Annotated in this window: 22 protein-coding genes and 1 other annotated feature; of the genes, 7 read left to right on the plus strand and 15 right to left on the minus strand. The window is 40.9% G+C overall.

Annotated features, from left to right (window positions below; all coding sequences use genetic code 11):
- Nucleotides 1-4: 4 nt before the first annotated feature.
- The 3 genes from PGLA_RS02515 to PGLA_RS02525 form a co-directional block, all read right to left on the minus strand.
- On the minus strand, nt 5-1,789 hold the full coding sequence (locus PGLA_RS02515; RefSeq protein WP_068528164.1) for an ABC transporter ATP-binding protein: 1,785 nt from the start codon (nt 1,787-1,789) through the stop codon (nt 5-7).
- Nucleotides 1,790-1,807: 18 nt separating this feature from the next.
- Entirely contained in the window at nt 1,808-2,215 is a 408-nt protein-coding gene (locus PGLA_RS02520) for a hypothetical protein (RefSeq protein ID WP_068528167.1), read from the minus strand.
- Nucleotides 2,216-2,386: 171 nt separating this feature from the next.
- Nucleotides 2,387-3,796: a deoxyguanosinetriphosphate triphosphohydrolase family protein gene (locus PGLA_RS02525; RefSeq protein WP_068528170.1), complete on the minus strand. Its 1,410-nt coding sequence runs from the start codon at nt 3,794-3,796 to the stop codon at nt 2,387-2,389.
- 359 nt (nt 3,797-4,155) lie between these two features.
- Here PGLA_RS02525 and PGLA_RS02530 point away from each other — a divergent pair, with 359 nt between their 5' ends.
- Nucleotides 4,156-5,970: a 5'-nucleotidase C-terminal domain-containing protein gene (locus PGLA_RS02530; protein ID WP_068528172.1), complete on the plus strand. Its 1,815-nt coding sequence runs from the start codon at nt 4,156-4,158 to the stop codon at nt 5,968-5,970.
- Between the two features lie 94 nt (nt 5,971-6,064).
- Here the strand turns inward: PGLA_RS02530 and PGLA_RS02535 are convergent, their stop codons facing one another.
- From PGLA_RS02535 to PGLA_RS02555, 5 genes are all read right to left on the minus strand, one after another.
- Nucleotides 6,065-6,367 (minus strand): hypothetical protein, encoded by a 303-nt coding sequence (locus PGLA_RS02535; protein WP_068528175.1) that lies wholly within the window; start codon nt 6,365-6,367, stop codon nt 6,065-6,067.
- 31 nt (nt 6,368-6,398) lie between these two features.
- Nucleotides 6,399-7,571 carry an anti-sigma factor gene (locus PGLA_RS02540; protein ID WP_068528178.1) on the minus strand — a complete coding sequence of 391 codons (1,173 nt, stop codon included), beginning with the start codon at nt 7,569-7,571 and terminating at the stop codon, nt 6,399-6,401.
- On the minus strand, nt 7,564-8,073 hold the full coding sequence (locus PGLA_RS02545) for a sigma-70 family RNA polymerase sigma factor (protein ID WP_068528182.1): 510 nt from the start codon (nt 8,071-8,073) through the stop codon (nt 7,564-7,566). Before PGLA_RS02545 ends, PGLA_RS02540 begins: the two co-directional genes overlap by 8 nt.
- A gap of 160 nt (nt 8,074-8,233) precedes the next feature.
- Nucleotides 8,234-9,385 (minus strand): transglutaminase domain-containing protein, encoded by a 1,152-nt coding sequence (locus tag PGLA_RS02550; RefSeq protein ID WP_068528184.1) that lies wholly within the window; start codon nt 9,383-9,385, stop codon nt 8,234-8,236.
- Nucleotides 9,386-9,426: 41 nt separating this feature from the next.
- A complete protein-coding gene (locus tag PGLA_RS02555) occupies nt 9,427-9,879 on the minus strand; it encodes a hypothetical protein (protein ID WP_068528187.1) in 453 nt (150 codons plus the stop codon).
- A 266-nt stretch (nt 9,880-10,145) separates the two neighbouring features.
- Here PGLA_RS02555 and PGLA_RS02560 point away from each other — a divergent pair, with 266 nt between their 5' ends.
- Nucleotides 10,146-11,327 (plus strand): MFS transporter, encoded by a 1,182-nt coding sequence (locus PGLA_RS02560; protein WP_068528190.1) that lies wholly within the window; start codon nt 10,146-10,148, stop codon nt 11,325-11,327.
- Between the two features lie 87 nt (nt 11,328-11,414).
- On the opposite strand, the gene PGLA_RS27820 is transcribed toward PGLA_RS02560, so the two are convergent.
- Nucleotides 11,415-11,561, minus strand: a complete 147-nt coding sequence (locus tag PGLA_RS27820; protein WP_161487827.1) for a hypothetical protein — start codon at nt 11,559-11,561, stop codon at nt 11,415-11,417.
- Between the two features lie 302 nt (nt 11,562-11,863).
- Between PGLA_RS27820 and PGLA_RS02565 the strand changes: the two genes are divergently transcribed.
- On the plus strand, nt 11,864-12,211 hold the full coding sequence (locus tag PGLA_RS02565; RefSeq protein ID WP_068528193.1) for a toprim domain-containing protein: 348 nt from the start codon (nt 11,864-11,866) through the stop codon (nt 12,209-12,211).
- A 111-nt stretch (nt 12,212-12,322) separates the two neighbouring features.
- Here the strand turns inward: PGLA_RS02565 and PGLA_RS02570 are convergent, their stop codons facing one another.
- Together PGLA_RS02570 and cyoE are read right to left on the minus strand one after the other, a co-directional pair.
- Entirely contained in the window at nt 12,323-12,940 is a 618-nt protein-coding gene (locus PGLA_RS02570; RefSeq protein ID WP_068528195.1) for an SCO family protein, read from the minus strand.
- A 60-nt stretch (nt 12,941-13,000) separates the two neighbouring features.
- Complete coding sequence (gene cyoE / locus PGLA_RS02575) at nt 13,001-13,936, minus strand: heme o synthase (RefSeq protein ID WP_068528198.1); 936 nt, start codon at nt 13,934-13,936, stop codon at nt 13,001-13,003.
- Between the two features lie 216 nt (nt 13,937-14,152).
- Here cyoE and PGLA_RS02580 point away from each other — a divergent pair, with 216 nt between their 5' ends.
- Nucleotides 14,153-15,142, plus strand: coding sequence for a metal-dependent hydrolase (locus PGLA_RS02580; RefSeq protein ID WP_068528202.1), 990 nt, complete (start codon nt 14,153-14,155; stop codon nt 15,140-15,142).
- A gap of 177 nt (nt 15,143-15,319) precedes the next feature.
- On the opposite strand, the gene PGLA_RS02585 is transcribed toward PGLA_RS02580, so the two are convergent.
- On the minus strand, nt 15,320-15,535 hold the full coding sequence (locus PGLA_RS02585) for an alpha/beta-type small acid-soluble spore protein (RefSeq protein ID WP_068528205.1): 216 nt from the start codon (nt 15,533-15,535) through the stop codon (nt 15,320-15,322).
- Between the two features lie 119 nt (nt 15,536-15,654).
- On the opposite strand from PGLA_RS02585, the gene PGLA_RS02590 reads away from it, so the two are divergent.
- Nucleotides 15,655-15,840 (plus strand): hypothetical protein, encoded by a 186-nt coding sequence (locus tag PGLA_RS02590; protein WP_068528207.1) that lies wholly within the window; start codon nt 15,655-15,657, stop codon nt 15,838-15,840.
- Here the strand turns inward: PGLA_RS02590 and trpS are convergent.
- Nucleotides 15,837-16,832, minus strand: coding sequence for a tryptophan--tRNA ligase (gene trpS / locus PGLA_RS02595; protein WP_245699664.1), 996 nt, complete (start codon nt 16,830-16,832; stop codon nt 15,837-15,839). The two genes, PGLA_RS02590 and trpS, sit on opposite strands and share 4 nt — an antisense overlap.
- A gap of 50 nt (nt 16,833-16,882) precedes the next feature.
- Nucleotides 16,883-17,136: a binding site (T-box leader), on the minus strand.
- Between the two features lie 136 nt (nt 17,137-17,272).
- Here trpS and PGLA_RS02600 point away from each other — a divergent pair.
- Nucleotides 17,273-18,244, plus strand: a complete 972-nt coding sequence (locus PGLA_RS02600) for an aldose 1-epimerase (protein WP_068528213.1) — start codon at nt 17,273-17,275, stop codon at nt 18,242-18,244.
- A 136-nt stretch (nt 18,245-18,380) separates the two neighbouring features.
- On the plus strand, nt 18,381-18,623 hold the full coding sequence (locus tag PGLA_RS02605) for an alpha/beta-type small acid-soluble spore protein (protein WP_068528216.1): 243 nt from the start codon (nt 18,381-18,383) through the stop codon (nt 18,621-18,623).
- Between the two features lie 96 nt (nt 18,624-18,719).
- Here the strand turns inward: PGLA_RS02605 and PGLA_RS02610 are convergent, their stop codons facing one another.
- Both PGLA_RS02610 and PGLA_RS02615 read right to left on the minus strand, forming a co-directional pair.
- Nucleotides 18,720-19,124, minus strand: coding sequence for an O-methyltransferase (locus tag PGLA_RS02610; RefSeq protein WP_068528403.1), 405 nt, complete (start codon nt 19,122-19,124; stop codon nt 18,720-18,722).
- Between the two features lie 250 nt (nt 19,125-19,374).
- A complete protein-coding gene (locus tag PGLA_RS02615; protein ID WP_068528220.1) occupies nt 19,375-21,174 on the minus strand; it encodes a M3 family oligoendopeptidase in 1,800 nt (599 codons plus the stop codon).
- Nucleotides 21,175-21,235 lie beyond the last annotated feature (61 nt).

The following is a 21,235-nucleotide window of genomic DNA, read 5'->3' on the forward strand; positions in this document are numbered from 1 at the left end:
GGTTTCACGATGAGAATGAGCTTTCCTTATTAATCGCTCTGACCTCATCATGACTTATTTCCTTCTGCAATTGAGCTGTATAGAGCTGATAGTATCTTTCTCCCTGTCGCATGAGCTCTGTATGATTGCCATTCTCCACAATCTGGCCGTTCTCCATCACAAGAATTCGATCTGCATGCGTGATGGTAGACAACCTATGCGCAATAACCAACGTCGTACGCCCCGCCATCAGCTTCAATAGGGCATCCTGGACAAGACGCTCACTTTCATTATCTAGCGCAGCTGTGGCTTCATCAAGTAATAACACTGGTGCATTCCTCAATATGGCACGCGCAATGGAAATTCTCTGCCGCTGTCCACCTGACAGACGTGTTCCCCGCTCTCCGATTTCCGTATCCAGTCCTTCCTCCATTTCCATAATGAAGTTATAGGCATTGGCACTCTGAGCTGCGGATATAATCTCATCCTCCGAAGCATCTACCTTCCCATCAGCAATATTATCTCGTATTGTGCCCGTGAAGAGATGGTTCTCTTGAGGAACATAGGCGAAGTAACCCCTTAATTCATGTAAAGACATATCCGCAATATTGTTACCATCAATAGAAATCTTTCCATTGGTTATCGGATAGAATCCCAGTAATAATTTGAATAATGTCGACTTCCCCCCTCCGCTTGCTCCCACAACCGCAACAATCTCTCCGCCTGTGGCATGAAAACTAACAGAATCAAGGACAAGCTGACCAGAACTTGAATATTGGAAGGTAACATCACTCATTGTTAAACTGTTGAATGTATTATTTGCGTGTCTTTCCTCGGGTAGAGTCTCAACCTCCGTTGGTGCATCCATTAAGGAGAATATGCGATCTGCACTCCCTAATGAGCCTTGAAAAGAAGCCCATTGCCCTGGCAATTGCATAAACGGTCCCACTAAATAATTCATCAATTGAATGAATGCTAACATCGCACCGACCTCTAGGGAACCTTTAGCGACCCAAAAAGCTGCAACTAAAATAGCAATCAGAAAGGTCAGATTACCAAATACGCCCGAGACTGAATTCGCTGCACCTTCAATCTTACCTCCACTTGTTTCCAAATGAACCAGCGTGGCGTTTTGTCGACTAAATCTACTTAGCAATTTCCGCTCTAAACCAAACGTTTTCACAACTGACGTTCCCCCAAGAACATCCTGAAGAAAAGCTGACATACGGCCTAACGTTTCCTGTAGTTTCCCTGTGTTCGATCTCATCAACTTGCCGAATACGCCACCGATTAATACCGTCAATGGACCAATAGCTAGACAGATCAATGCTAACTGCCAATGAATTAGAATCAGATATACGAATGAAGCTATAATTAGAATAGGATTCTTGATTAACGACATGAGCGTATCCCCACATCCGTTACCAACCGCTTGATTATCTGTTGTTATACGAGATAATAATTCACCTGAATGGTTATCATCCCGATACGGAACACTCACCTTAAGCAATTGCTCCATGGTGTCGTTCCGCATATCCTTTCGGATATTCACGGAAACTTTCGTTCTCCAATAATGATCCAAGTAAGTATTCAATCCTATCAAGAGCAGAACGATAGCCGCTAACATAATAAAGAATGGCCACCTCTGCATTTCTCCTTCCGACGCAGCATTGGTCACAGTCGATAAGAACCAAGCCACCCATAAATCTAAAGCAACACCTAGCAACATCGTAAATGTCAGACCCGCATACAGTAGCCGTTGTCTTTTCATATAAAAGAAAAGCCTATGCATCGTCTTAGCTTGACTCATTCTCGAATCCCTCTTTTCTTAGGAAAGATCGCGCAATGTCTGCAAGTAGTTCTTGATGTCTGGTCGCGCTTTAATAATTCCGAATACTTTAACACTCTTGAATGTTTCTTGCACTAACGCAAGGGGTACATTCTCAGCGATGATTAGTGTACCGATCACCTTCAATTCCAATGTCTTATTTCCTTTTTGTAACACTTCTAGATCATCCAAAGAATATTTAGAGACTCCTAACACACTATATTTGTACGTTGATGTTTGCTTTATCTCTGCAGAATGAACGATCAGCTGTTGCCGTATCGACTGACGGATAAAATCGGTACGGTTAGAATAAAACCCCTCATCTACTAATAAATCAATCTGCCCTAAATCTACTGCCCCTAAGTTGATCGTGACTTTTTCTAATTCCGAAATAATACTCTCCTCCATTCATTTATCATCCATATATCATCCATTCGCCATCCTTATGGATGTTATTGTAATATAGTTTTCCTTAAATATCCATTATTTTATTTAAAAAAAGAACATATAAAAAAGAATACTGCCCTTCTATCGGACAATATCCCTTTTTCGCTTACAAATATGAGATCCATCACTTTATTAATCTAAGTCGTAGATCGAACCAACCTTCAACCCATACAATTCATTATATATCTTTTCTGCAAAGGCATCTGTCATCCCAGCGATGTAATCAATGACCATATGCTCCCATGTCCACATCGGTTTATCTTTCAATTGGTCTTTCTCATAACGTTGTAACCAGTCTGATGGAATAATCGACTTAGACACTTCAGGATCTAAGAATGCATCCCAGAGTCGCTTAATGATCCATTCGCTTCTTTTCTGTAGCCGTTGTACTCGTAAGTCCTTAATCATCGTGACCCATGCGAAACTCTTTAGCACACTTACGGTTCGAAGCATGTCCTCATTCTCTGCATTGTCTTTCACAAACGTGACTTTCTTCCAATCACCATCCGAGATTACGCCTAGATTGCTCACGAATAAACTTACCCAGTACGCTTTCACTTCACGTCTTGCACGTGAATAATCATTCTCACATAGCGGCATCTTCTCTTTCCATACTTGTAGAAAAGACGACAACACTTCTTGCACCTTGGGCTGAATTTGTTCTTTCTCCCATCCATCCCAAAAAGCATCCTCAAGTGTCGTAATCTTCTCCACGATCAACCGATTAATATAAGGGTCAAATAGGAAATGCTCATGCACCTCTATTTTCCCCGCTTTAATCCCATCCTCTAAGTCATGGGACGAATATGCAATATCATCACATAGATCCATCAATTGTGCTTCTAGCGTTTTCTTGCCATATGGAATTCCCCAACTTTTGCGAATTTGTGAAATGTACTCCCATTCATGCTTATAGAGTCCCTTTTTCACTTCTGTACCAGGATACGGGTATTTGTTAATGCCCAGTAATATAGCATCCGATAGATTTAAACCGTCCACGTTCTCTCTTTTCTCCAAGAACATAATTAACCGAAAATTATGAGCATTCCCCTCGAAATGTTCATATTTGTCTCTTAGACCATCACGGACTTTCATAAGATGTTCTGGTGAGACTTGTCCCCCCTTGGTTATTGCCTTAAGTTTCTCATCGATTAAACGTTCGAGAATGCCATCCAGCACCTCTTCACCTTTATGTCCAAACGGAGGATGTCCAAAGTCATGTGCAATGGATGCACATTCAACCACTTCAGGGTCGATAATAAGTCCTGGATTCTCTGCCATTTCAAGCGTCACTTCCGGATAGGAACGCAACAGACTCCTTGAGGCTTCGCGAGCAATTTGTGCCACTTCAAGTGAATGAGTCAACCTCGTTCTATAGTAATCACCCGTTCCCGCGCCAAACACTTGTGATTTCCCTTGAAGTCTTCGAAACGTCGGAGAGTGTATGAGTCTTGAATAATCTCGTTCATAGGCAGCACGTGAAGCATCTACCTTCGTTTGTTCGGGATATTGCCGATGTTCTCTTTTCTCTTTGAGTGTCATAGTCAGTCTCTCCTTACTCCATCATCCATTTCGTATTTGTTATATATCATTATAATGCTCTATTATAGGCGTTTTTTTGCAGTGTGCATAAAAATATACCAAGTATTTATTTTATTTGTCATAATATGACGAAAGAAAAAAAGAAATATTTAACTTTTTTATATCCCTAATATATAATAATACATGGGAGCTAAGTCATATAATACAACCCTACAAGACCCCACAAAGTGCTATTTTTTGAATACTCTGATAGAAATGGAGGCTGATATTCGTTTCATAGTTTTACACTCTTAGCATGTTTTTGTTCATATTTATTTGCAATAATCATTACAAATATTTTTAGGAGGATGATTCATTACATGAACACCAAAAAATGGCTAACATCGCTATCCCTTACGTTCAGTTTGCTCCTGGGTTCAATTGGAACAGTTGCTGCAGCTGATACTACAATTACTCCTAATACAACTCCAACGGGTAAGCATATAACAATCCTACATACGAATGACATGCACGCACGAGCGGTAGAAGCTTCTCCAGCTATGGGTTTTGCAAAGCTCGCAGGAATTATAGATAGTTATCGTACTAAGAATCCGAATACACTCCTATTGGATGCTGGTGATGCTGTTCACGGTACGACCTTTGCTACCTTAGTCGAAGGTGAGAGCGTTGCCAATGTGATGAAAGAAATGGGATATCAAGCGATGGCTCCCGGTAATCATGAATTTAATTATGGATATAAAAGACTAGTAGAACTATCCAAGATCATGGGGTTCCCTATGCTCAGTGCTAACATAAAAACAGAAGACGGAAGTAACCTTTTTGATCCTTATTTAATTAAAGAAGTCGATGGCGTGAAAGTAGGTATTATTGCGCTAACGACTCCAGAAACAGCTTATAAGACTAATCCAAAAAATGTGAATGGTTTGAAATTCACAAATCCTGCGGCTGAAGCTAAGGTATTCGTTGATAAGTTACGTGATAAGGTCGACGTGATTGTCGTGATTGGTCACCTTGGACAAGATGAATCCAGTACAGATACCAGCTTCAAAGTAGTAAAAGAAGTTCCTGGTATTGATGTATTCATTGACGGACACAGCCATACTGTATTAGAGAACGGATTGCTCTCAGACAACAATACGCTCATTGCAAGCACTGGTGAATATACAGAACATTTAGGTGTTATTGATTTATGGGTAGATGGTGGTAAGGTAACAAAGAAAACGGCCACGCTCATTGATGAGAAAGAAGCTGTAAACGTGAAACCAAATGCGAAGGTCGCTACCTTGGTAGACTCCATCTTGGCTAAACAAGCACCTCTCCTTAAAGAAGAAGTTGGAACTACACCTGTGAAATTGGAAGGTGCTCGTGAGAAGGTTCGTGCTGGTGAAACGAATCTAGGTGATCTCATTACAGATGCTATGCGCGATATCAGTAGCGCTGATGTTGCTATCACGAATGGTGGCGGAATCCGTGCCTCCATTGATGCAGGTACGATCACTAAAGGCGGTGTGATTACCGTCCTTCCATTCGGAAATCAGATCGTAACTCTCAATGTAAAAGGAGCTGATATAAAGGCTGCTCTTGAGAATGGTGTCTCTGATTATCCAGAACCAAAAGGGGCTTTCCCGCAAGTATCTGGTCTGAAATTCCAAATTGATCCATCACAACCTAAAGGTAGCCGTGTCCATTCTGTCATCGTTGGAGATAAAGCATTGGATCTAACAGCTACTTACAGCCTGGCAACCAATGACTTCATGTCTGTTGGCGGTGACGAATATAAGATGTTCAGTAAATATCCACAAGCCGGAATGTACGGTTCGTTGGATGAAGCATTGATCAAACTCATTAAGAAACGTAACACGATTAGTGCAGAATCGGGAAATCGTATCGTAGAAGGTAAACTGCCTGTTCTAAAACCAGCACCTACGACTAAACCCGCAGAACCGGTCACACCTGATCCGAAGCCGGAAGTTAAGCCCGTTCCTACTCCCAAACCTGAAGTTAAACCTGCTCCCGTTAAGGATACTAAGGTATATGTGGTAAAAACCGGAGATACACTTTACAGCATTTCTAAGAAATACAACACATCATGGCAAGTGTTACGTGATCTGAACCACTTGAACAATGCCCAGTTGATTCATCCGGGTCAAAAGATCACACTTCCAGCAGCTTAAATATTATAGCTACATCCATTTAACCCCAAACAACCACGAACACTCTTACGAGTTCGTGGTTGTTTTATTTATGTTCTAAACGTAGGATTGTAAATTAATTGCGTTTATACTTCTCTTTACGTCGCGATAGTGAAATACCACCAAATCCACTTATAATAGCGATATAAAATCCTAGGTCATACCACCAACCATTATTATAGATTTCATAGATGCGAATATCCTCCTTAAAGAACCCCACAATTAATGAAATGGGTGCAATCCATCCATGCCATACCCCCCAGAAAAACCCTGCAGGATTGTCAATGGAATTATCCCCATCTCCAGGAGCACAGCCCGTTAAGGATATTATCAGAATTAACATTAACGCTAAGAGAAGCCATGGTTTTTTATTCTTCATCTAAGACACCTCCTCATTTCTAAACTTATTTCTAGTTCCAATCCCACAGTGTAACTTTACCTATACGTATGCTAGATACAAGAGGATCATCCTTTAACTTTAACAATTCTTTCGTAGGGCCAGTGACGACAGCACCGTATAATCTCACGCCATGCTCTTCAACATATGATATCGCACCATCAATATCATGAAAAGGTGCCAATCTCTTCGTAATGGATGGATATTGTTGAATTAACTTTAATGTTTTCATGAAATTAGCGTTACGAAGATCACCGTCCCCATTCGTGTCGACAGATGGAACAGTTGCTGAGCGCATCGTTACCTTCATGCCCCACCCTTTCTTACTCTCTGAGATATTCGTAACCGTCATATCATCCGAATGCCAAATAGGACTGCTGGGAAATCCAATTGGCTCGGTAATAACTCCGGTGTCTTGATTTAATTTGCTATTCTGCCCGCTATCAACAGCAAACCATACCGCATCCATATTCTTATCCTTGAACATCGCCAATAACTCATCTGTTGTGAAGAATTTACGATAGGACACATAGACTTCAGCCACCGTCCCCTCAGGTAGCTTCTTCAATCTCTTCCAGTCAGCGTCACTATCGAAGCCTTCAGATTCAGGTAGCTGAAATATCGCGTTACTATATTGCCCCTGCTCATTCCAAGCAAAATCATATGTGCGTAAAAAATTGAAAAAGAATGAACCTGAGAACTCCCCCACACTAAGTCGAGCTGCACCAACCTGCTTCCTAATCTCTCCTGTAAGATTCATACCCACATAAGGTCCCGCATTACTGCTTAAATTCACTTCAATATTCGGCTGGGTAACTTTCACTGTAGAGCTAACCACATCTCTATATTGTTCCCCACGATCAGGTTCACCCCATTGATAAAACACCATTGTACCTATGGATGTAAACACCGTAAAGAGCAGAAACATACTGATTACAATGAGGGCCGAGCTCAATCGTGCTTTCCATTTACCTTTTCGTAGAATCCTCGCTTCATTCAAACGGGGTGAATCCAACTTCCATTGTAGAGGTTTTATTTCATCCGTTCCCCCTTCTTGCATCATTTCTTCCATATAAGATTGGTAGAGCTCCATCTTCTCTAGTTCCTTCTCCATCTCGTTACGCTCCTCTTCAGGCAGCGTACCCTCCATATAACTTTTCATCTTTTGCTTAAATTCCTCACTCATATGCATCGCTCCTTTCACGACTTCTCCTCATACCTTGTCTAGCCCGAAATAGTAGTATTTTAAAATGGGATAAGGTGACGCCCATGATATTCGCAGCCTCCTGATAACTAAGATGGTTCATATCATATAATAGGAGTGCCTGTTGTTGTAGCTCAGGTAAGGTAGCAATCCATTCTCTAACCTCTTCCATTACTTCCTTACGCAGAACCTCTGCATCTGGGCGTAATACCGATGGAGCTGCTATTCCATGAAAACATTCAGAATTGCGCACCACACTGCGATTCTCTTTTCGCTTCATATCGATAAATGTGTTATACGCTACTTTGAATAACCATGGTTTTACTCTTTCCTCTTGATAATTCTCCAAATGGATATAAGCACGATAAAAGGTTTCCTGTACCAAATCCTCTGCAGTGGCATCATCCCTGCAAAGTAAGCGTAAGTAGCGATAAACATCCATCATATGTGTTCTATACAGTTGATCTAGAGTATTGGGTTTCATAACATCTCCCCTCACCCCTAACAACGTATGAAATTTGGAAAAGTTACACAATAAGTGCCTCTGGCTTATTTTAGTTTTAATATGACTAAACACAAATAAAGCGAAGTCCCCTGAATGGGACATTCGCTTTATTCTTGTAATCTTAATATTGATCATATGATTATATCGTTTGTTCCTTAACATGCGTCTCCGCAAATCGAGGAGGATTAAACCAATTCCCGCTTTTAGCCCATGTAGGATCAAGAGGAATCCATTTGTTCTCATTACTTAAAAAAACTTCATTCCATGCGTGAGGTCCATAACCACCTCGTCCATTATATCCAAGTCCAGTGACCACTTTGACTTTGAGGCCTTGTGATCGTGCCATGACAGCATATAATCTGGCGTAGTCTATACATACACCAAGTTTCGTATCAAAGGTATTCTGTGGTGTCTGTTCATGCCATATGCCCTTTTGTTCATAATCATCCACTTTACGGTTATCATAGGTCACACGTGATCCTACCCATTCATATAAAAGCCGCGCCTTCTCTTCTTCACTATTGGCTTGTCCAGCAATACTCTCAGCAGCTTGCTCTATATCAGCCGGAATAGACCGGTCAATAATGTCATACTTACGCTGAAGAATACCACCCAGCTCTTTCTCTACTGCCTTCGTAAAAACTGGAAGTTTTTCTTTGACCAGATTCCCCGATAGAGGTTCAATAATCATTTGGGCGCCATCTTGATAGATTGGTGAATCCTCAACATAGTGACTAAAGGTCTGGTTTGGATATAGCGTGACGAATATAAATAGAACAGCGACCACTAAAATACAACGAGCCGTACCCATTATTCCGCCAATCGCTAGACCCGCCAGACGACTCAGTAGATTCGATGATCTCCCTTTATTTCTGGAGAACAAAGACATCCTTCTACCAAATATCAAAGAGATGAGTACACTGAAGCATAATCGGATTAATGAATAGATAACTATGAACAACACTGCAAACCGCATTAATGGAAAATCCGCCATGGACGTCATAAACGTATAGTAGGCCTGTGCCCACCCACTCAAGTCCCTATTTGGCAACTTAGTAGCATAGTCTGCTAGCCATTGCTGTACCTGAGAGGATAGCCATAACGTAAACGGAACAGATATCGCTAATCCAAGAAGCGTAAGAATAACTCCACTTAGCAATGTAAACAACCTACCAGCTGAATTGGAAGCTCCCCTACGCCAGCCTTGGAATAAAGATGTCACTAGAATAAACAGTAGGATTATCGTGACGATATTGAAATCCTGTAAACTTTGAAACCATGTGTAGAACACGCCATTGATCTCCCCTTTATTTATATACAGGGATGGACTAATTACTTCGAAGTGTTTGATGCGTTGCTCCTAACACCCTCAATGAAGTTAATCATCGTATCATTTACTTCCCATTCTCCCAAAGATACTCCTTTGAAAGTAACCTCCACAATCCCTGTTCCAATCTCACCATTCAAACTTACATTAGGCGTCGTAATTGTGTACATTTTTTCATCATTTTGTGTATACTTTGCATCCTTAGTTTCTTTTAACATCATATTGATAGCTTCACTTTTAACTGTATCTACAGTTTCATCTTTTAACGTTGTAACCGCTTCTCCTACTTTTTCAAGTGAGATACCACTATAAATAAGCAGTCCAGCAACAATCACAATCGCAAGTACCCATTTCACCATGGTCTTGACCAGATTGAGAACGACAAAGAGTACAACGAGGGCGATGACAATCACTAGCCAATTTTGCTGCAAAAAATCAGTCCATACCTGTACGTTCATTAATTCATAACACTCCCATCGACTAAACTTAACTTATGACCATCTCTTCAATCTATTCAGTAGAAGGTCATTCCCTAATTATACATGATTCCCTGATTACCTGTAACCCTAACCCTACTTACACAAAAAAAGGTATATGCGAGTCTGTTTCAACGTACAAGTAGTAGACAGGGATAAACGTCCAACCGTGTCATTAACACCGATCGTTTGTCTCTGAGATATCAAAGTTATGTAAGAAGAACACTAATGCAGAAAGGAGTGATGATGTGAAAACGGCTTTTTGGCTCTACCTATTTTTATTTTTGGCTTTTTTCGATCTACATGCCCAGTATCCCATTCTTACCCCATTTGCCGTTTCTCTTGGAGCAGCTCCTGTCTTCATTGGATGGATGATGGGTATTTATGCACTCACGCATCTCCCTGGTAATATCATCGCAGGGAAAGTAATTGATCGCCATGGGAGCCGTCGTTACATCATTTTCAGTCTTCTGTCCGCAGGAGTTATACTCCTCCTCCAATCATATGTTCAGTTTCCGTGGCAATTGCTAGTATTACGCTCCCTCAGCGGTTTCGTATTGGCATTTCTGTCACCTGCTTGTTTAGCTCTATTAGCGTCACTATCTCAAGATCCAATCACTCAAGGGAAGTATATGTCGGGACATGGTGTGATTCATACCCTAGCCTCCGTCATCTCACCAGCTGCAGGAGCATTTATTGTCGCTAATGCAGGATATTCTGGGACGTTTCAGAGTCTTGGTTGGTTGCTAATTGCTACTGGCGTGATGGCCTTTTTCATGGTACCTTCATCGGCATCCGTATTAAAGTCTGCACCCTTAGAGGTAATAAGGGATAATACTCTTCCTACGGATCCACTCACTCAGTCACAACCCGCTCCGATCTCATGGCGTTTCTTCACGCTTCCATTCGTCGTAGCTTGCGCACAAGGAATCCTTTTCTTTGAGCTTCCCCTCCGAAATACAGGGATATCAGGAATCATGTCCACAGGTATTCTTTTTTCAGTAATTAGCGTAGGCGCACTCTTCACGCTTTGTCTATTCTTCCTAAATCGCTACTCACCTGTAAAACGAGTAGTTGGTGGTATTATGATGATGGCTTGTTGTTTCTTCGGTTTAGCAGCATTGCCAGCAATCCCTTTAGTCTATATCCTTTTCGTGTTAGGAGCATCGAAAGGTCTTATCTTCCCCGCCATGGCCTCATTATTTATCAAACTTAGCGGTGGGGGTCGATTAGGCAGAGTATTCTCATTCCAGTCCATCGCCATGTCCCTAGGGTCATTCATAGGACCCGTAGCAGCAGGACAAATTCGAGGCCATCTTTCGCCTTACTTTATCGCATTTCTACTGTTGATGATTGGATTAATGATGCTACCGATTCCCCGTCAGACCGTAGCAACACTTTATCCACATAGCAACCCTGATGTTCTATAGGCAGCAACACAAACAACATGCCATAGGCCTTGGCACAATCCTTTAGCCCTCCAACACATAAGATACGGTGTGGCAAACAACTAACAACTACGAAGGAAAGCGAGGTGAAATATAGATGAGCCATTTCAATCCATGTTGCCCTCCAGTACCACAACCACTTCCAATCGCTGTCTCTCCTTGTGTTGGAGGCGGAACTACAGGCATGATTCTAGTTCTCTTTGTTTTATTAGTCATTATTCTACGCACTTTTCCAATCTTTTGTTAATCATTCAATAGTAAGTATTTAAAGGGTCCGCCATATAATGGGGGACCTATGTTCAAATATAAGAAAGTTTAAGTTTCACTTGATACTCTATTCCTTATATTTCTGCTGAAACGGGTGCCGTCTTTGGAAAAGGACCGCATAACCGTTTCTACTTGTTTGTTTTGCATGTTATCCCGAAAAAAAGCTACACTAGCATTACCCGAACGATTCTTTCTAACATTTCCCGGGGAATTCTGAGGAATCTCTCCTCTTGTCATGAGGTGAACCATCTATGTCCATATACATTATTGTCGAAGGAAAAAACGATCGCAGTAAGCTGCGACGTCTACTTATGCCTGATGTAACCATTCTCTGTACATTCGGTACATTGAACTCCATTAAGGTGGAGTCCTTACTTAAAAAGGTAAAGGACGATGAAGTATATCTATTTATGGACAACGACAGCTCAGGTAAGAAAATACGAGGTGTGTTGCGCGATTCTTTTCCTGACGCTGAGCACATGTATACACGCCGTGGTTATGCAGGTGTTGAGGGCACACCTGATGAATATCTGATTGCGCAATTGGAAAAAGTTGATCTTCATGAATTCATCATCTATCCCATCGCGACCGATAGTTAATGACGGAGACATCCTTTCCAACATAAATAACCCAACTTTTAATAATCAACATACAAAAGAATCCTCTTCCCTACTCAGGGTAAGAGGATTCCAATTTAAGTATATGTTCATTTACTCCTTCGCAAGCTCCTTGATATCCTTAACGAGCATATCCACCGATACTTCTTCCGGGTCATTCGCGTTATACAAGTTACGAACTTGATTATTCCGATCCACTAATGCAATCAAATTAGAATGCGAAAAGTTACCTTCCTTATCGCCTATAATCATCGTTTTAAATGATTTCTCTGCTAAATCCCAAACCTTTTGCTTGTCTCCCCGTAAGAAGTACCAACCATTATAATCAACTTTGAACTTATCCCCGAATGCCTTAATCTTCTCTACCGTGTCCACTTCAGGATCAAATGAAATGGAGACAAACTCAACATCTTTACCAAACGTTCCATCATCCATCAGCTTCTTCTGTGTTTGGCTAAGCATAAAAGTTGTGACCGGACATACATCTGGACAACTGGTAAAGAAGAAATAGAACAACCGAACCTTACCTTTCGTATCATCAAGTGTGACGGTTGTCTTATCTACATTTTCCAATGAAAAGTCCTGAACTTGTGAAATAACCGGCAATTTATCTTTACCTAGCCCTAATGAAGAAATCGTTAGGTATGCTGCGAAGATCAAAATGATAATGATAGAAATCCATGTCCATTTATAACGCTTTAACGTTTGCATAAGAAACACAAAACCTCTCTTTCGCCCAAATCATAATTTACTAGGTAATCAACTCACACTCTAATGTGTTGTATTAATAATTAGCACAATAAGACTCAAGGTTAAATAGTTAATAGAGAATAGGAATACTTTCTTAGCCCAAACCTCATCATTTTTCGCTTTGAAGCCTCTTAAAGAAAGATACAGCCAAACCAAGGACAATGCCAATGAAATAATCATGTAATAAATACCCGCGTATCCGTACACATACATTAGAATTGGCACTGGTATCAGGGCTATAAGATAAGGAATCATTTGGATCTTAGTGCGTTTAATCCCTTTCACTACGGGGAGTAACGGATAGCCCGCAGCTCGATATTCTTCCACACGACGAATCCCTAGTGCCCAAAAGTGCGGAGGCTGCCATAAGAATAACATTGCAAATAATAGCCAAGCTCCCATATCTACTACTCCTGTAACGGCGACATACCCGATAACAGGTGGCATAGCCCCTGATATTGCACCTACAGATGTACTCCAAGTCGATGAACGTTTAAGCCAAAGAGTGTAAATTAACACATAGACGGCCATACCTACAATACCGAACAACCCCGCAAGAGCTCCTGAGAAGGAAAATAGTACGGCTAGTCCTAAGACTCCTAATATGATCGCATACCACAGTACAACTATCGGTTTTAATCGACCCGTTGGTAAGGATCTCTCTCTCGTCCGTTCCATCTTCAAATCCAGTTCCCGGTCGAAATAATTATTAAACACACAGGAGGATGCCATTACTAAAATGGTACCCAACAGGGTCATAATCATCTTTCCATATTGTAAATCCCATTGGGATGCTACCCAGAATCCTGCAAAAGCAGCAATTAAGTTAGAACGAATAATTCCTGGTTTCGTTATATGAACAAAATCTCTCCATGTTCCTGATTCGCTAGGCGGCGTCTTACTTACGGAAAACGCTGCTGAATCTGAAGGAGCCTGATAACTCATATGATTATCCACGCCTGAAGTTCCTCCTCTTTTCTGTGTTAAAGAGAATACAATAAAATCCTCTGCTATAAAGTTTATCATATACGAAGTGAAAAGTGTTCGACAATCAGCGCTATTTAACCTTCAATTTGACAATTTGATGACTTTTGTCACAGTAGTATCCTATAGAATGACTAAGAGTTGGGTATTTACTATATAGTAAGGTTAACACAAAGGAGAGAGAAGCTTATGGATACAGGCACACATTTAGTTATGGGATTTACCCTCGCAGGCTTAGCACATATTGATCCTGTCGTGGCAGCAAGTCCTTCTCTTGCAATAGCTGTAGCTTTTGGAACCGTCATTGCATCACAAGCTCCGGATATCGATGGGGTCCTTCGTCTGAAGAATAATGCTGTATATATCCGTAATCACAGGGGTATTACACATTCCCTTCCTTTCTTACTTATATGGACTGTGCTCATCACTATGGCAATCACATTGGTATTTCGCGATGTATCCGTACTCCACTTAGCATTGTGGACTGGTATTGCTGTATGTGTTCATGTCTTCAGTGATATGTTTAATACGTATGGTACACAGGCGTTTCGGCCCTTTACAGAACGGTGGATTTCGTGGAACATTATTCACATCTTTGATCCATTTATATTCGGAACTCACTTAGTAGCAATTTTGCTATGGGTTCTGGGGATGGTACAACCTGCTCCTCTATTTACGATTCTGTATAGTGTGACCATCTGTTACTATGCTTGGAGAACCATCGTTCATTTCCTAAAAACAGCGGAAGTTGCACGAATGGACCCCAGTTATCTTGAAGGTGATAAATATTATGTACTCCCTACGGTTTATCTGCGGCAATGGCATCTGGTCAAATTACGAGCTGACGGAAGTTATGACATTGGAAGAGTAAACCATAACGATCTACAATGGAGTCAACAAAATGTAATCTCTTCACATCATGTGGCGGTTGAGCATTCTAAAAGCCATGATAACGTGAAAGCTTTCCTTTATTTCACTTCCTTTGCTGTAGCGGATGTAGAAATAATCATGAATGGTTATGTCGTTCGATGGGCGGATGTACGTTATCTTCACCGAACGCAGTATCCTTTTGTAGCTGTAGTCGTTATGGACAAACATTTCATGCCGATCAGTTCATATATTGGTTGGCTTAGCGAAGAAAAGATGAATGAACGCTTATCCATTGATTATTCTTCTTGACAAGAGGAATGCACCCTAGTCTAATATACAAGTAGAAGGACTTTACCGCCTGTAACATAGGCGGTATCCTTTTCCCACAAAGATTATTTATTTTTTGTATTTCAAAAAACCTAGAGCAAGCGCTCTAGGCTTTCACAATGGTATTCATATATCAATCGATCCGAATACGGTGTGCAATTATTTACCTGATAGAGATTGTTCAGCCAATTGGACTAAGCGTTTCGTAATATATCCTCCGAGAGAACCTACTTCTCGTGAAGTATAGTTACCATAATAGCCATCCTGCGGAATCGTAACACCGAGTTCTTGAGCAGCCTCCATCTTAAGCTGTTGTATCGCTGCTCTTGCCTGAGGGACCACGAGATTGTTGGAGCTTGATTGTCCTTGTGCCATAGTAATAATCTCCTTTCACTTCTGTTTCTGTAATGAAGTGCAAGCTTGCAAGCTTAGTATGGCTACATCGTAGGACATTATTCTTTAATTAACTAATTAAACACTGGAGGTTTTTGACAATGAATAAAGCTCTCTCATTATGGTTCGCAGCTTCCTCAATCATCATTCTAGCCGTAGCCGCTATCGCTATTAGTTATTCGGGTTGGATCGCCTTACTTTTAACTGTAATAGGCATTTGCAATATTGGATGGGGATTTGTCATCAAAGCCAAACAAAGAAGGGCATCTCTTAAGAGTCCTAACTAGTGCTTTCTTGAAGGTAGAAAACCCATGCGTTGTTTAACTTCATCCAACGTTTGCGTAGCAAGTTTACTAGCATTCTCTGCCCCTTGAGCTAGGATGTCTTGAATTTCTCCAGTGGATCGAATTTCATAATAGCGATTCTGTAATGGCTCTAGGGTAGCAACGATGACTTCTGCTAGATCCTTTTTAAAACCACCATACATTTTACCTTCATACTTCACTCGAATATCTTCTAGAGACAGATCCGAGCATTGAGAGTAAATACTCATCAGATTGCTAACCTCAGGTTTTGTCGCAACATCGTACCTTACTTCTGCACCAGAATCCGTTGTAGCTCTGCTGATCTTTTTACGAATCACATCAGGTGCATCCAATAGTGCAATATAACTTGCGGGAACTGCACTACTCTTGCTCATCTTTTTACTAACGTCATCGAGAGACATGATCCGTGCTCCGACCTCTGGGATGTAAGGTTCAGGAATCGTAAAGCATTTTCCAAAGCGGTTATTGAAACGCCCCGCAAGATCACGTGTCAATTCCAAATGCTGCTTCTGATCTTCACCTACCGGAACTAGATCTGTGTTATATATGAGAATATCTGCAGCCATGAGTGACGGATATACAAATAAGCCTGCTCCAACTGATTCTTTACCTTCCGACTTATCTTTAAACTGGGTCATTCTCTCTAATTCACCCATCGATGTCAACGTAGTTAACAACCAACCTAGCTCTGCATGCTGAGATACAGCTGATTGTAAATAAACATTAGACTTCGAAGGATCAATTCCTGCAGCAATATATAATGCTGCATTTGCTTCTGATCGCTCACGAAGATCTTCTGGTTCTTGGGGTACTGTAATTGCATGTAGATCAGCCACCATGTAATTACATTGATAAAGATCCTGCAGTTTCACGTAATTCTTCATAGCACCGATATAATTTCCCAGAGTTAGTCTCCCACTAGGTGTTATGCCTGATAATACTGTTTTTTTCAATTTAACCCCTCCTAGATAATAAATAAAACAACAGAAAAAGGCCCACATCCGCAAGGGACGTGAGACCGTGGTGCCACCCTTATTTATCGTAAAAAAGCTGATTGTTTCAACGAAAAAACAATACATTTACGACCTTAAATTCCCGTAACGTGGAAAATACGGCCTGTCTATTAAGGAACTTAACATCCCTGTTCAACTCGGCACTCAAGGGTCCATTCGGCACGTCGGCTCCACCGGTTCGCATCAACCACCGGCTTTCTGAAGGTCATCCGTCTAGCTTACTTGTCCCTATCATCGTGTTCATGATCTTCGTAATATACTTAAATGCAATGATAAGACCGATGGCCTATAATTGTCAAACTCATTTTTACCAAACCATGATTAATCTGTTATGATAAAAATAGATTGTTTAGATTATAACAGGTAAAGGAGCTTACTTTATGAAACAAATGACCAAAGGGACGTGGAACGGTTACGACACGTATATCCTTCATAGCAACGATCTTCAAATCACTTTACTTCCGAGACTTGGTAACAACGTTATTGCAATCTGGGATAAACACGAAGAGCGACATATTCTCAGAGAGCCTGATGAACATGATCTAGATTTCTATTTGCTGAAACCTTACCATTTCGGGATTCCTTTACTGTTCCCTCCAGGTAGGCTCCGTAATGGGCAATTTAATTATGATGGCGTGGATTATCAATTCAATCGTAACACAGCAGGAGATCATCATATTCACGGCTTGCATAAGACTCAAAGCTGGTGCGTGAGTGACATTGAAGAGGATGAGGATGGATGTTCGATCACAACTGAATTCTTATCAAGTGATGATAGTCAATGGATGGCTCAATCACCTAGCCCACTTAAGTTCCAAGTCATTTTCAAACTACAGGGTTCGCGTTTTACTCAGCAATTTAAAGTGACCAATCTAGGAGAACATGCTTTCCCTGTAGGTCTTGGATTTCATTCGTGGTTCTTACTGAATGGACAACCTCAAGATTGGACTTTGAAGGTTCCTGTTGAATCCATATACGAACTCGATGAAGCATTAATTCCATCAGGAGGACTAGCTCCCTTAGGTTCTCTAGAAAATCTCAACGTGGGTCTTAATTTAGCAGGCACTAATCTTGATACGATACTTCGAATCGGAGAAGGACAACCTGTGGAAGCTATCTTGTCTCATAAAGATGGTTACGGACTTAGATATGTTGCAGATGATCAATATTTCAAACATTGGGTTCTCTACACGAAGGGAGAAGCAGATGAATTCTTGTGCATAGAACCATACACTTGGTTACCTAATGCTCCTAATCTTGAACAAGGGCCAGAATTCACAGGATTAATCCGCCTAGAACCGCAACAAACCTTTGAAACACAACTTTATCTGGAGTCGATACATCGTCCTTAGCTTGAGATGATTAGATTTCATAAAAGGTAGCTCATCTTAAAGTAATAATTACCACTTGTAGACTACTTGTTTTCCTGTATGATTTTAATTGTTTCGATCCATAATAACCTCATTAAGTACAAAGGAGGTGAAACACATGGGTCAAGCAGGTCAACAAGGTCGTGGTGGTAGTCGTTCCAACAACTTGGTAGTTCCTCAAGCGACAGCTGCTCTACATCAATTGAAAATGGAAGCAGCACAAGAGCTAGGCGTTCAAATTCCTCAAGATGGATATTATGGTAATTACACTTCCCGTGAAACTGGTTCTTTGGGTGGGTATATCACTAAACGTCTAGTACAATTGGCTGAGCAACAATTATCAGGTCGTTCCAACTCTTAATCTTGCTCTTTCAAATGATATTCCAACTAATGATTAAAAAGGCGGCCTTTCTCACAAGGTCGCCTTTCTTTGTTGTTAAACAAATTAATATTATTATTATAAGTCCGATGAAACTTCATGATATGTTTGTCGAGGATAACGGATCATTAAATTTGCCATGTTATAATTGGATTCGAGAATAGCGTCTACCACGATAATTCCTTGACGTACCATGAAATCATAAGTAATCTCACCATGTGTCCAATGATGCTTATATTTCAAACTTTCTATTGCCATGTTTCGAAAGGATAGTTGGTGTACAGCAGATAGACCTTCTTCGGTGAAAGTAAATTGCCCATTGCGCCCTGCAATAGGATTGTGACGAATTCCAAATTTGCCAACTGCATTGTTACGTATTTGTACAAACAACGTACCCGCAGTTAATCCAGCCAATTCTTGTTCCACCTCTTTAAATACAATGTCCATCTGCCTCGCCAACGATAATTGATCAATTTTTATCATTAGACCTTCTCCCCCTAATTTCACCCATGACATAGGGCTTATGACTCATTATAATTCCTCCTTAAGTAGGCATCAACATAATCAGTCACAATTGGGTATATATTACTATTTTTGCGCAATTCCCAACCCTTAATTTTCTAATATATGCTAAAATACTTCCAAATACGACAAAATTTCCTCTTTATTCTTCAACAAAAAAGATCCCCGTTTCGGGAATCTTCATCTTTTTTCTACTTTAAATTCATTTTTATTACACCAAATATTTCGTTAATTCCATAAACTCTTGCACATCGGCAACACACAAATCCATTGCACTCTGCCAGAATTCAGGACCCTTCAAATCTACGCCGAGATGCTTAAGCGCCAAATCTTCTACGGTCATTACACCTGTATCTTGTAATAAATGGTCATATTTATCCGCAAACGTTGCACCTTCTTGTTGTGCACGCACATAGAGCCCCGTACTAAACATATATCCGAACGTGTAAGGGAAGTTATAGAATGGAACACTTGTGATATAGAAATGAAGCTTGGCAGCCCAGAAATGGGGGTGATACGATGAAAGTGCTCCACAGAAAGCTTCCTGTTGTGCTTCTTCCATAAGTTTGCTTAATTCCTGAGCACTCACAAGCCCACTTTTACGTTGCTCATAAAAGCGAGTCTCAAACAAGAACCTCGCATGTATATTCATAAAGAATGCAATACTGTTCTGAATTTTCTCTTCTAGTAAAGCAAGTTTCTCCTGTGGATCTGTGCACGCTTTAACCAAAGCATCTGCTACGATCATTTCAGCAAATGTGGAAGCCGTCTCTGCCACGTTCATAGCATAATTTTGATTAAACATGTGCAGATCTTTCATAAGATGCTGGTGGTACCCGTGACCAAGTTCATGAGCTAGCGTCGATACGTTGGAAGCAGTCCCACCGAAAGTCATGAAGATTCGTGTTTCTTTACTCACAGAAAGTGAGGTACAGAATCCACCTGGACGTTTACCAGAACGATCTTCCGCTTCAATCCACTCTTTATCAAAAGCCATCTCTGTGAATTCAGCCAACTTAGGACTGAACGTACGGAACTGCTTCACGATATTTTCTGCAGCATCTTGATAAGAAATTTTCCCTGACACGCTACCTATTGGTGCTTCAACATCAGCCCAGCTTAACTTGTCTACACCAAGAATTTTAGCTTTGCGATTCAAGTACTCTACAAAAACCGCCTTATTATCAATAATAACATTCCACATCGCATCTAATGTCTGTTCCGACATTCGATTAATCGCTAGTGGTTCTTTAAGAATTCCATCCCAACCTCGACGGTCATACAATTTAAGTCGGAACCCTGCCAAGTGATTCAATGTGTCTGCACAATAATCCTCTGCCTCGGTCCACGTATCTTCCCATTTCGTAAACATGGTCTCTCTCGTCTCACGATTCGGGTCATGAAGTTTGTTCGAAGCTTGTCCTGCGGATAACATCACAGTTGAACCCTGTTCTTCAAATGGGATTTGAACATGACTCACAATCGTATCATAGAAGTCTCCCCAGCCATGATATCCATCAACCGCCAAATCAAGCGCCAGACTTTCAAGTTCAGGGCTTAATTTCTCCCGCGCACGATCACGACTCTCACTTAAGACAAAGGCTAGATCACGAACTTCTTCACGATCCATCCATAAATTCCAGATCTCGTCGTCTGTACTACGAAGTAAATGTTCGAACTCAGCATCAACGCTCATCAATTGTGCTTGTAAATTCGTTACTTTACCTGATAATTGAACTGCCTTCTTATCTTGCTGATCTTGTGCTCCTAAACAAGAGACAAAAGAACTAGCCTCCGATATCCTCTCGATACAACTTGCTAATTCTGTGATAAATCCATCAAATGCCTTAGAACTCTCAACATTAGTAGGAGCTATCGCATCCTTCATATGTTGTTGAACACGCTTAATATCTTCTTCTAACGTTTGCAAAAAGGTAGCTAGTTCTTTAGAGGATGACCCTCCTGGAAAGATCGACTCCAAATTCCATGTTAACGATAAATTGGATTTCAATTCATAAATCCCCTTTCATATTCGCATTTATTTGTATTATGATTTGAATTGGACTTCCATA

Origin of the sequence: Paenibacillus glacialis, assembly GCF_001637205.1 — a bacterium.
GTDB lineage: Bacteria > Bacillota > Bacilli > Paenibacillales > Paenibacillaceae > Paenibacillus_AQ > Paenibacillus_AQ glacialis.

Excerpts from the sequence above, each read along its gene's own strand:
- PGLA_RS02515 (WP_068528164.1), bottom strand. The coding sequence starts at position 1,789 with ATGAGTCAAGCTAAGACGATGCATAGGCTTTTCTTTTATATGAAAAGA.
- PGLA_RS02520 (WP_068528167.1), bottom strand. The coding sequence starts at position 2,215 with ATGGAGGAGAGTATTATTTCGGAATTAGAAAAAGTCACGATCAACTTA.
- PGLA_RS02525 (WP_068528170.1), bottom strand. The coding sequence starts at position 3,796 with ATGACACTCAAAGAGAAAAGAGAACATCGGCAATATCCCGAACAAACG.
- PGLA_RS02530 (WP_068528172.1), top strand. The coding sequence starts at position 4,156 with ATGAACACCAAAAAATGGCTAACATCGCTATCCCTTACGTTCAGTTTG.
- PGLA_RS02535 (WP_068528175.1), bottom strand. The coding sequence starts at position 6,367 with ATGAAGAATAAAAAACCATGGCTTCTCTTAGCGTTAATGTTAATTCTG.
- PGLA_RS02540 (WP_068528178.1), bottom strand. The coding sequence starts at position 7,571 with ATGAGTGAGGAATTTAAGCAAAAGATGAAAAGTTATATGGAGGGTACG.
- PGLA_RS02545 (WP_068528182.1), bottom strand. The coding sequence starts at position 8,073 with ATGAAACCCAATACTCTAGATCAACTGTATAGAACACATATGATGGAT.
- PGLA_RS02555 (WP_068528187.1), bottom strand. The coding sequence starts at position 9,879 with ATGAACGTACAGGTATGGACTGATTTTTTGCAGCAAAATTGGCTAGTG.
- PGLA_RS27820 (WP_161487827.1), bottom strand. The coding sequence starts at position 11,561 with ATGACTAATAAAACAAAGAGAACTAGAATCATGCCTGTAGTTCCGCCT.
- PGLA_RS02565 (WP_068528193.1), top strand. The coding sequence starts at position 11,864 with ATGTCCATATACATTATTGTCGAAGGAAAAAACGATCGCAGTAAGCTG.
- PGLA_RS02570 (WP_068528195.1), bottom strand. The coding sequence starts at position 12,940 with ATGCAAACGTTAAAGCGTTATAAATGGACATGGATTTCTATCATTATC.
- PGLA_RS02580 (WP_068528202.1), top strand. The coding sequence starts at position 14,153 with ATGGATACAGGCACACATTTAGTTATGGGATTTACCCTCGCAGGCTTA.
- PGLA_RS02585 (WP_068528205.1), bottom strand. The coding sequence starts at position 15,535 with ATGGCACAAGGACAATCAAGCTCCAACAATCTCGTGGTCCCTCAGGCA.
- PGLA_RS02590 (WP_068528207.1), top strand. The coding sequence starts at position 15,655 with ATGAATAAAGCTCTCTCATTATGGTTCGCAGCTTCCTCAATCATCATT.
- PGLA_RS02600 (WP_068528213.1), top strand. The coding sequence starts at position 17,273 with ATGAAACAAATGACCAAAGGGACGTGGAACGGTTACGACACGTATATC.
- PGLA_RS02605 (WP_068528216.1), top strand. The coding sequence starts at position 18,381 with ATGGGTCAAGCAGGTCAACAAGGTCGTGGTGGTAGTCGTTCCAACAAC.
- PGLA_RS02610 (WP_068528403.1), bottom strand. The coding sequence starts at position 19,124 with ATGATAAAAATTGATCAATTATCGTTGGCGAGGCAGATGGACATTGTA.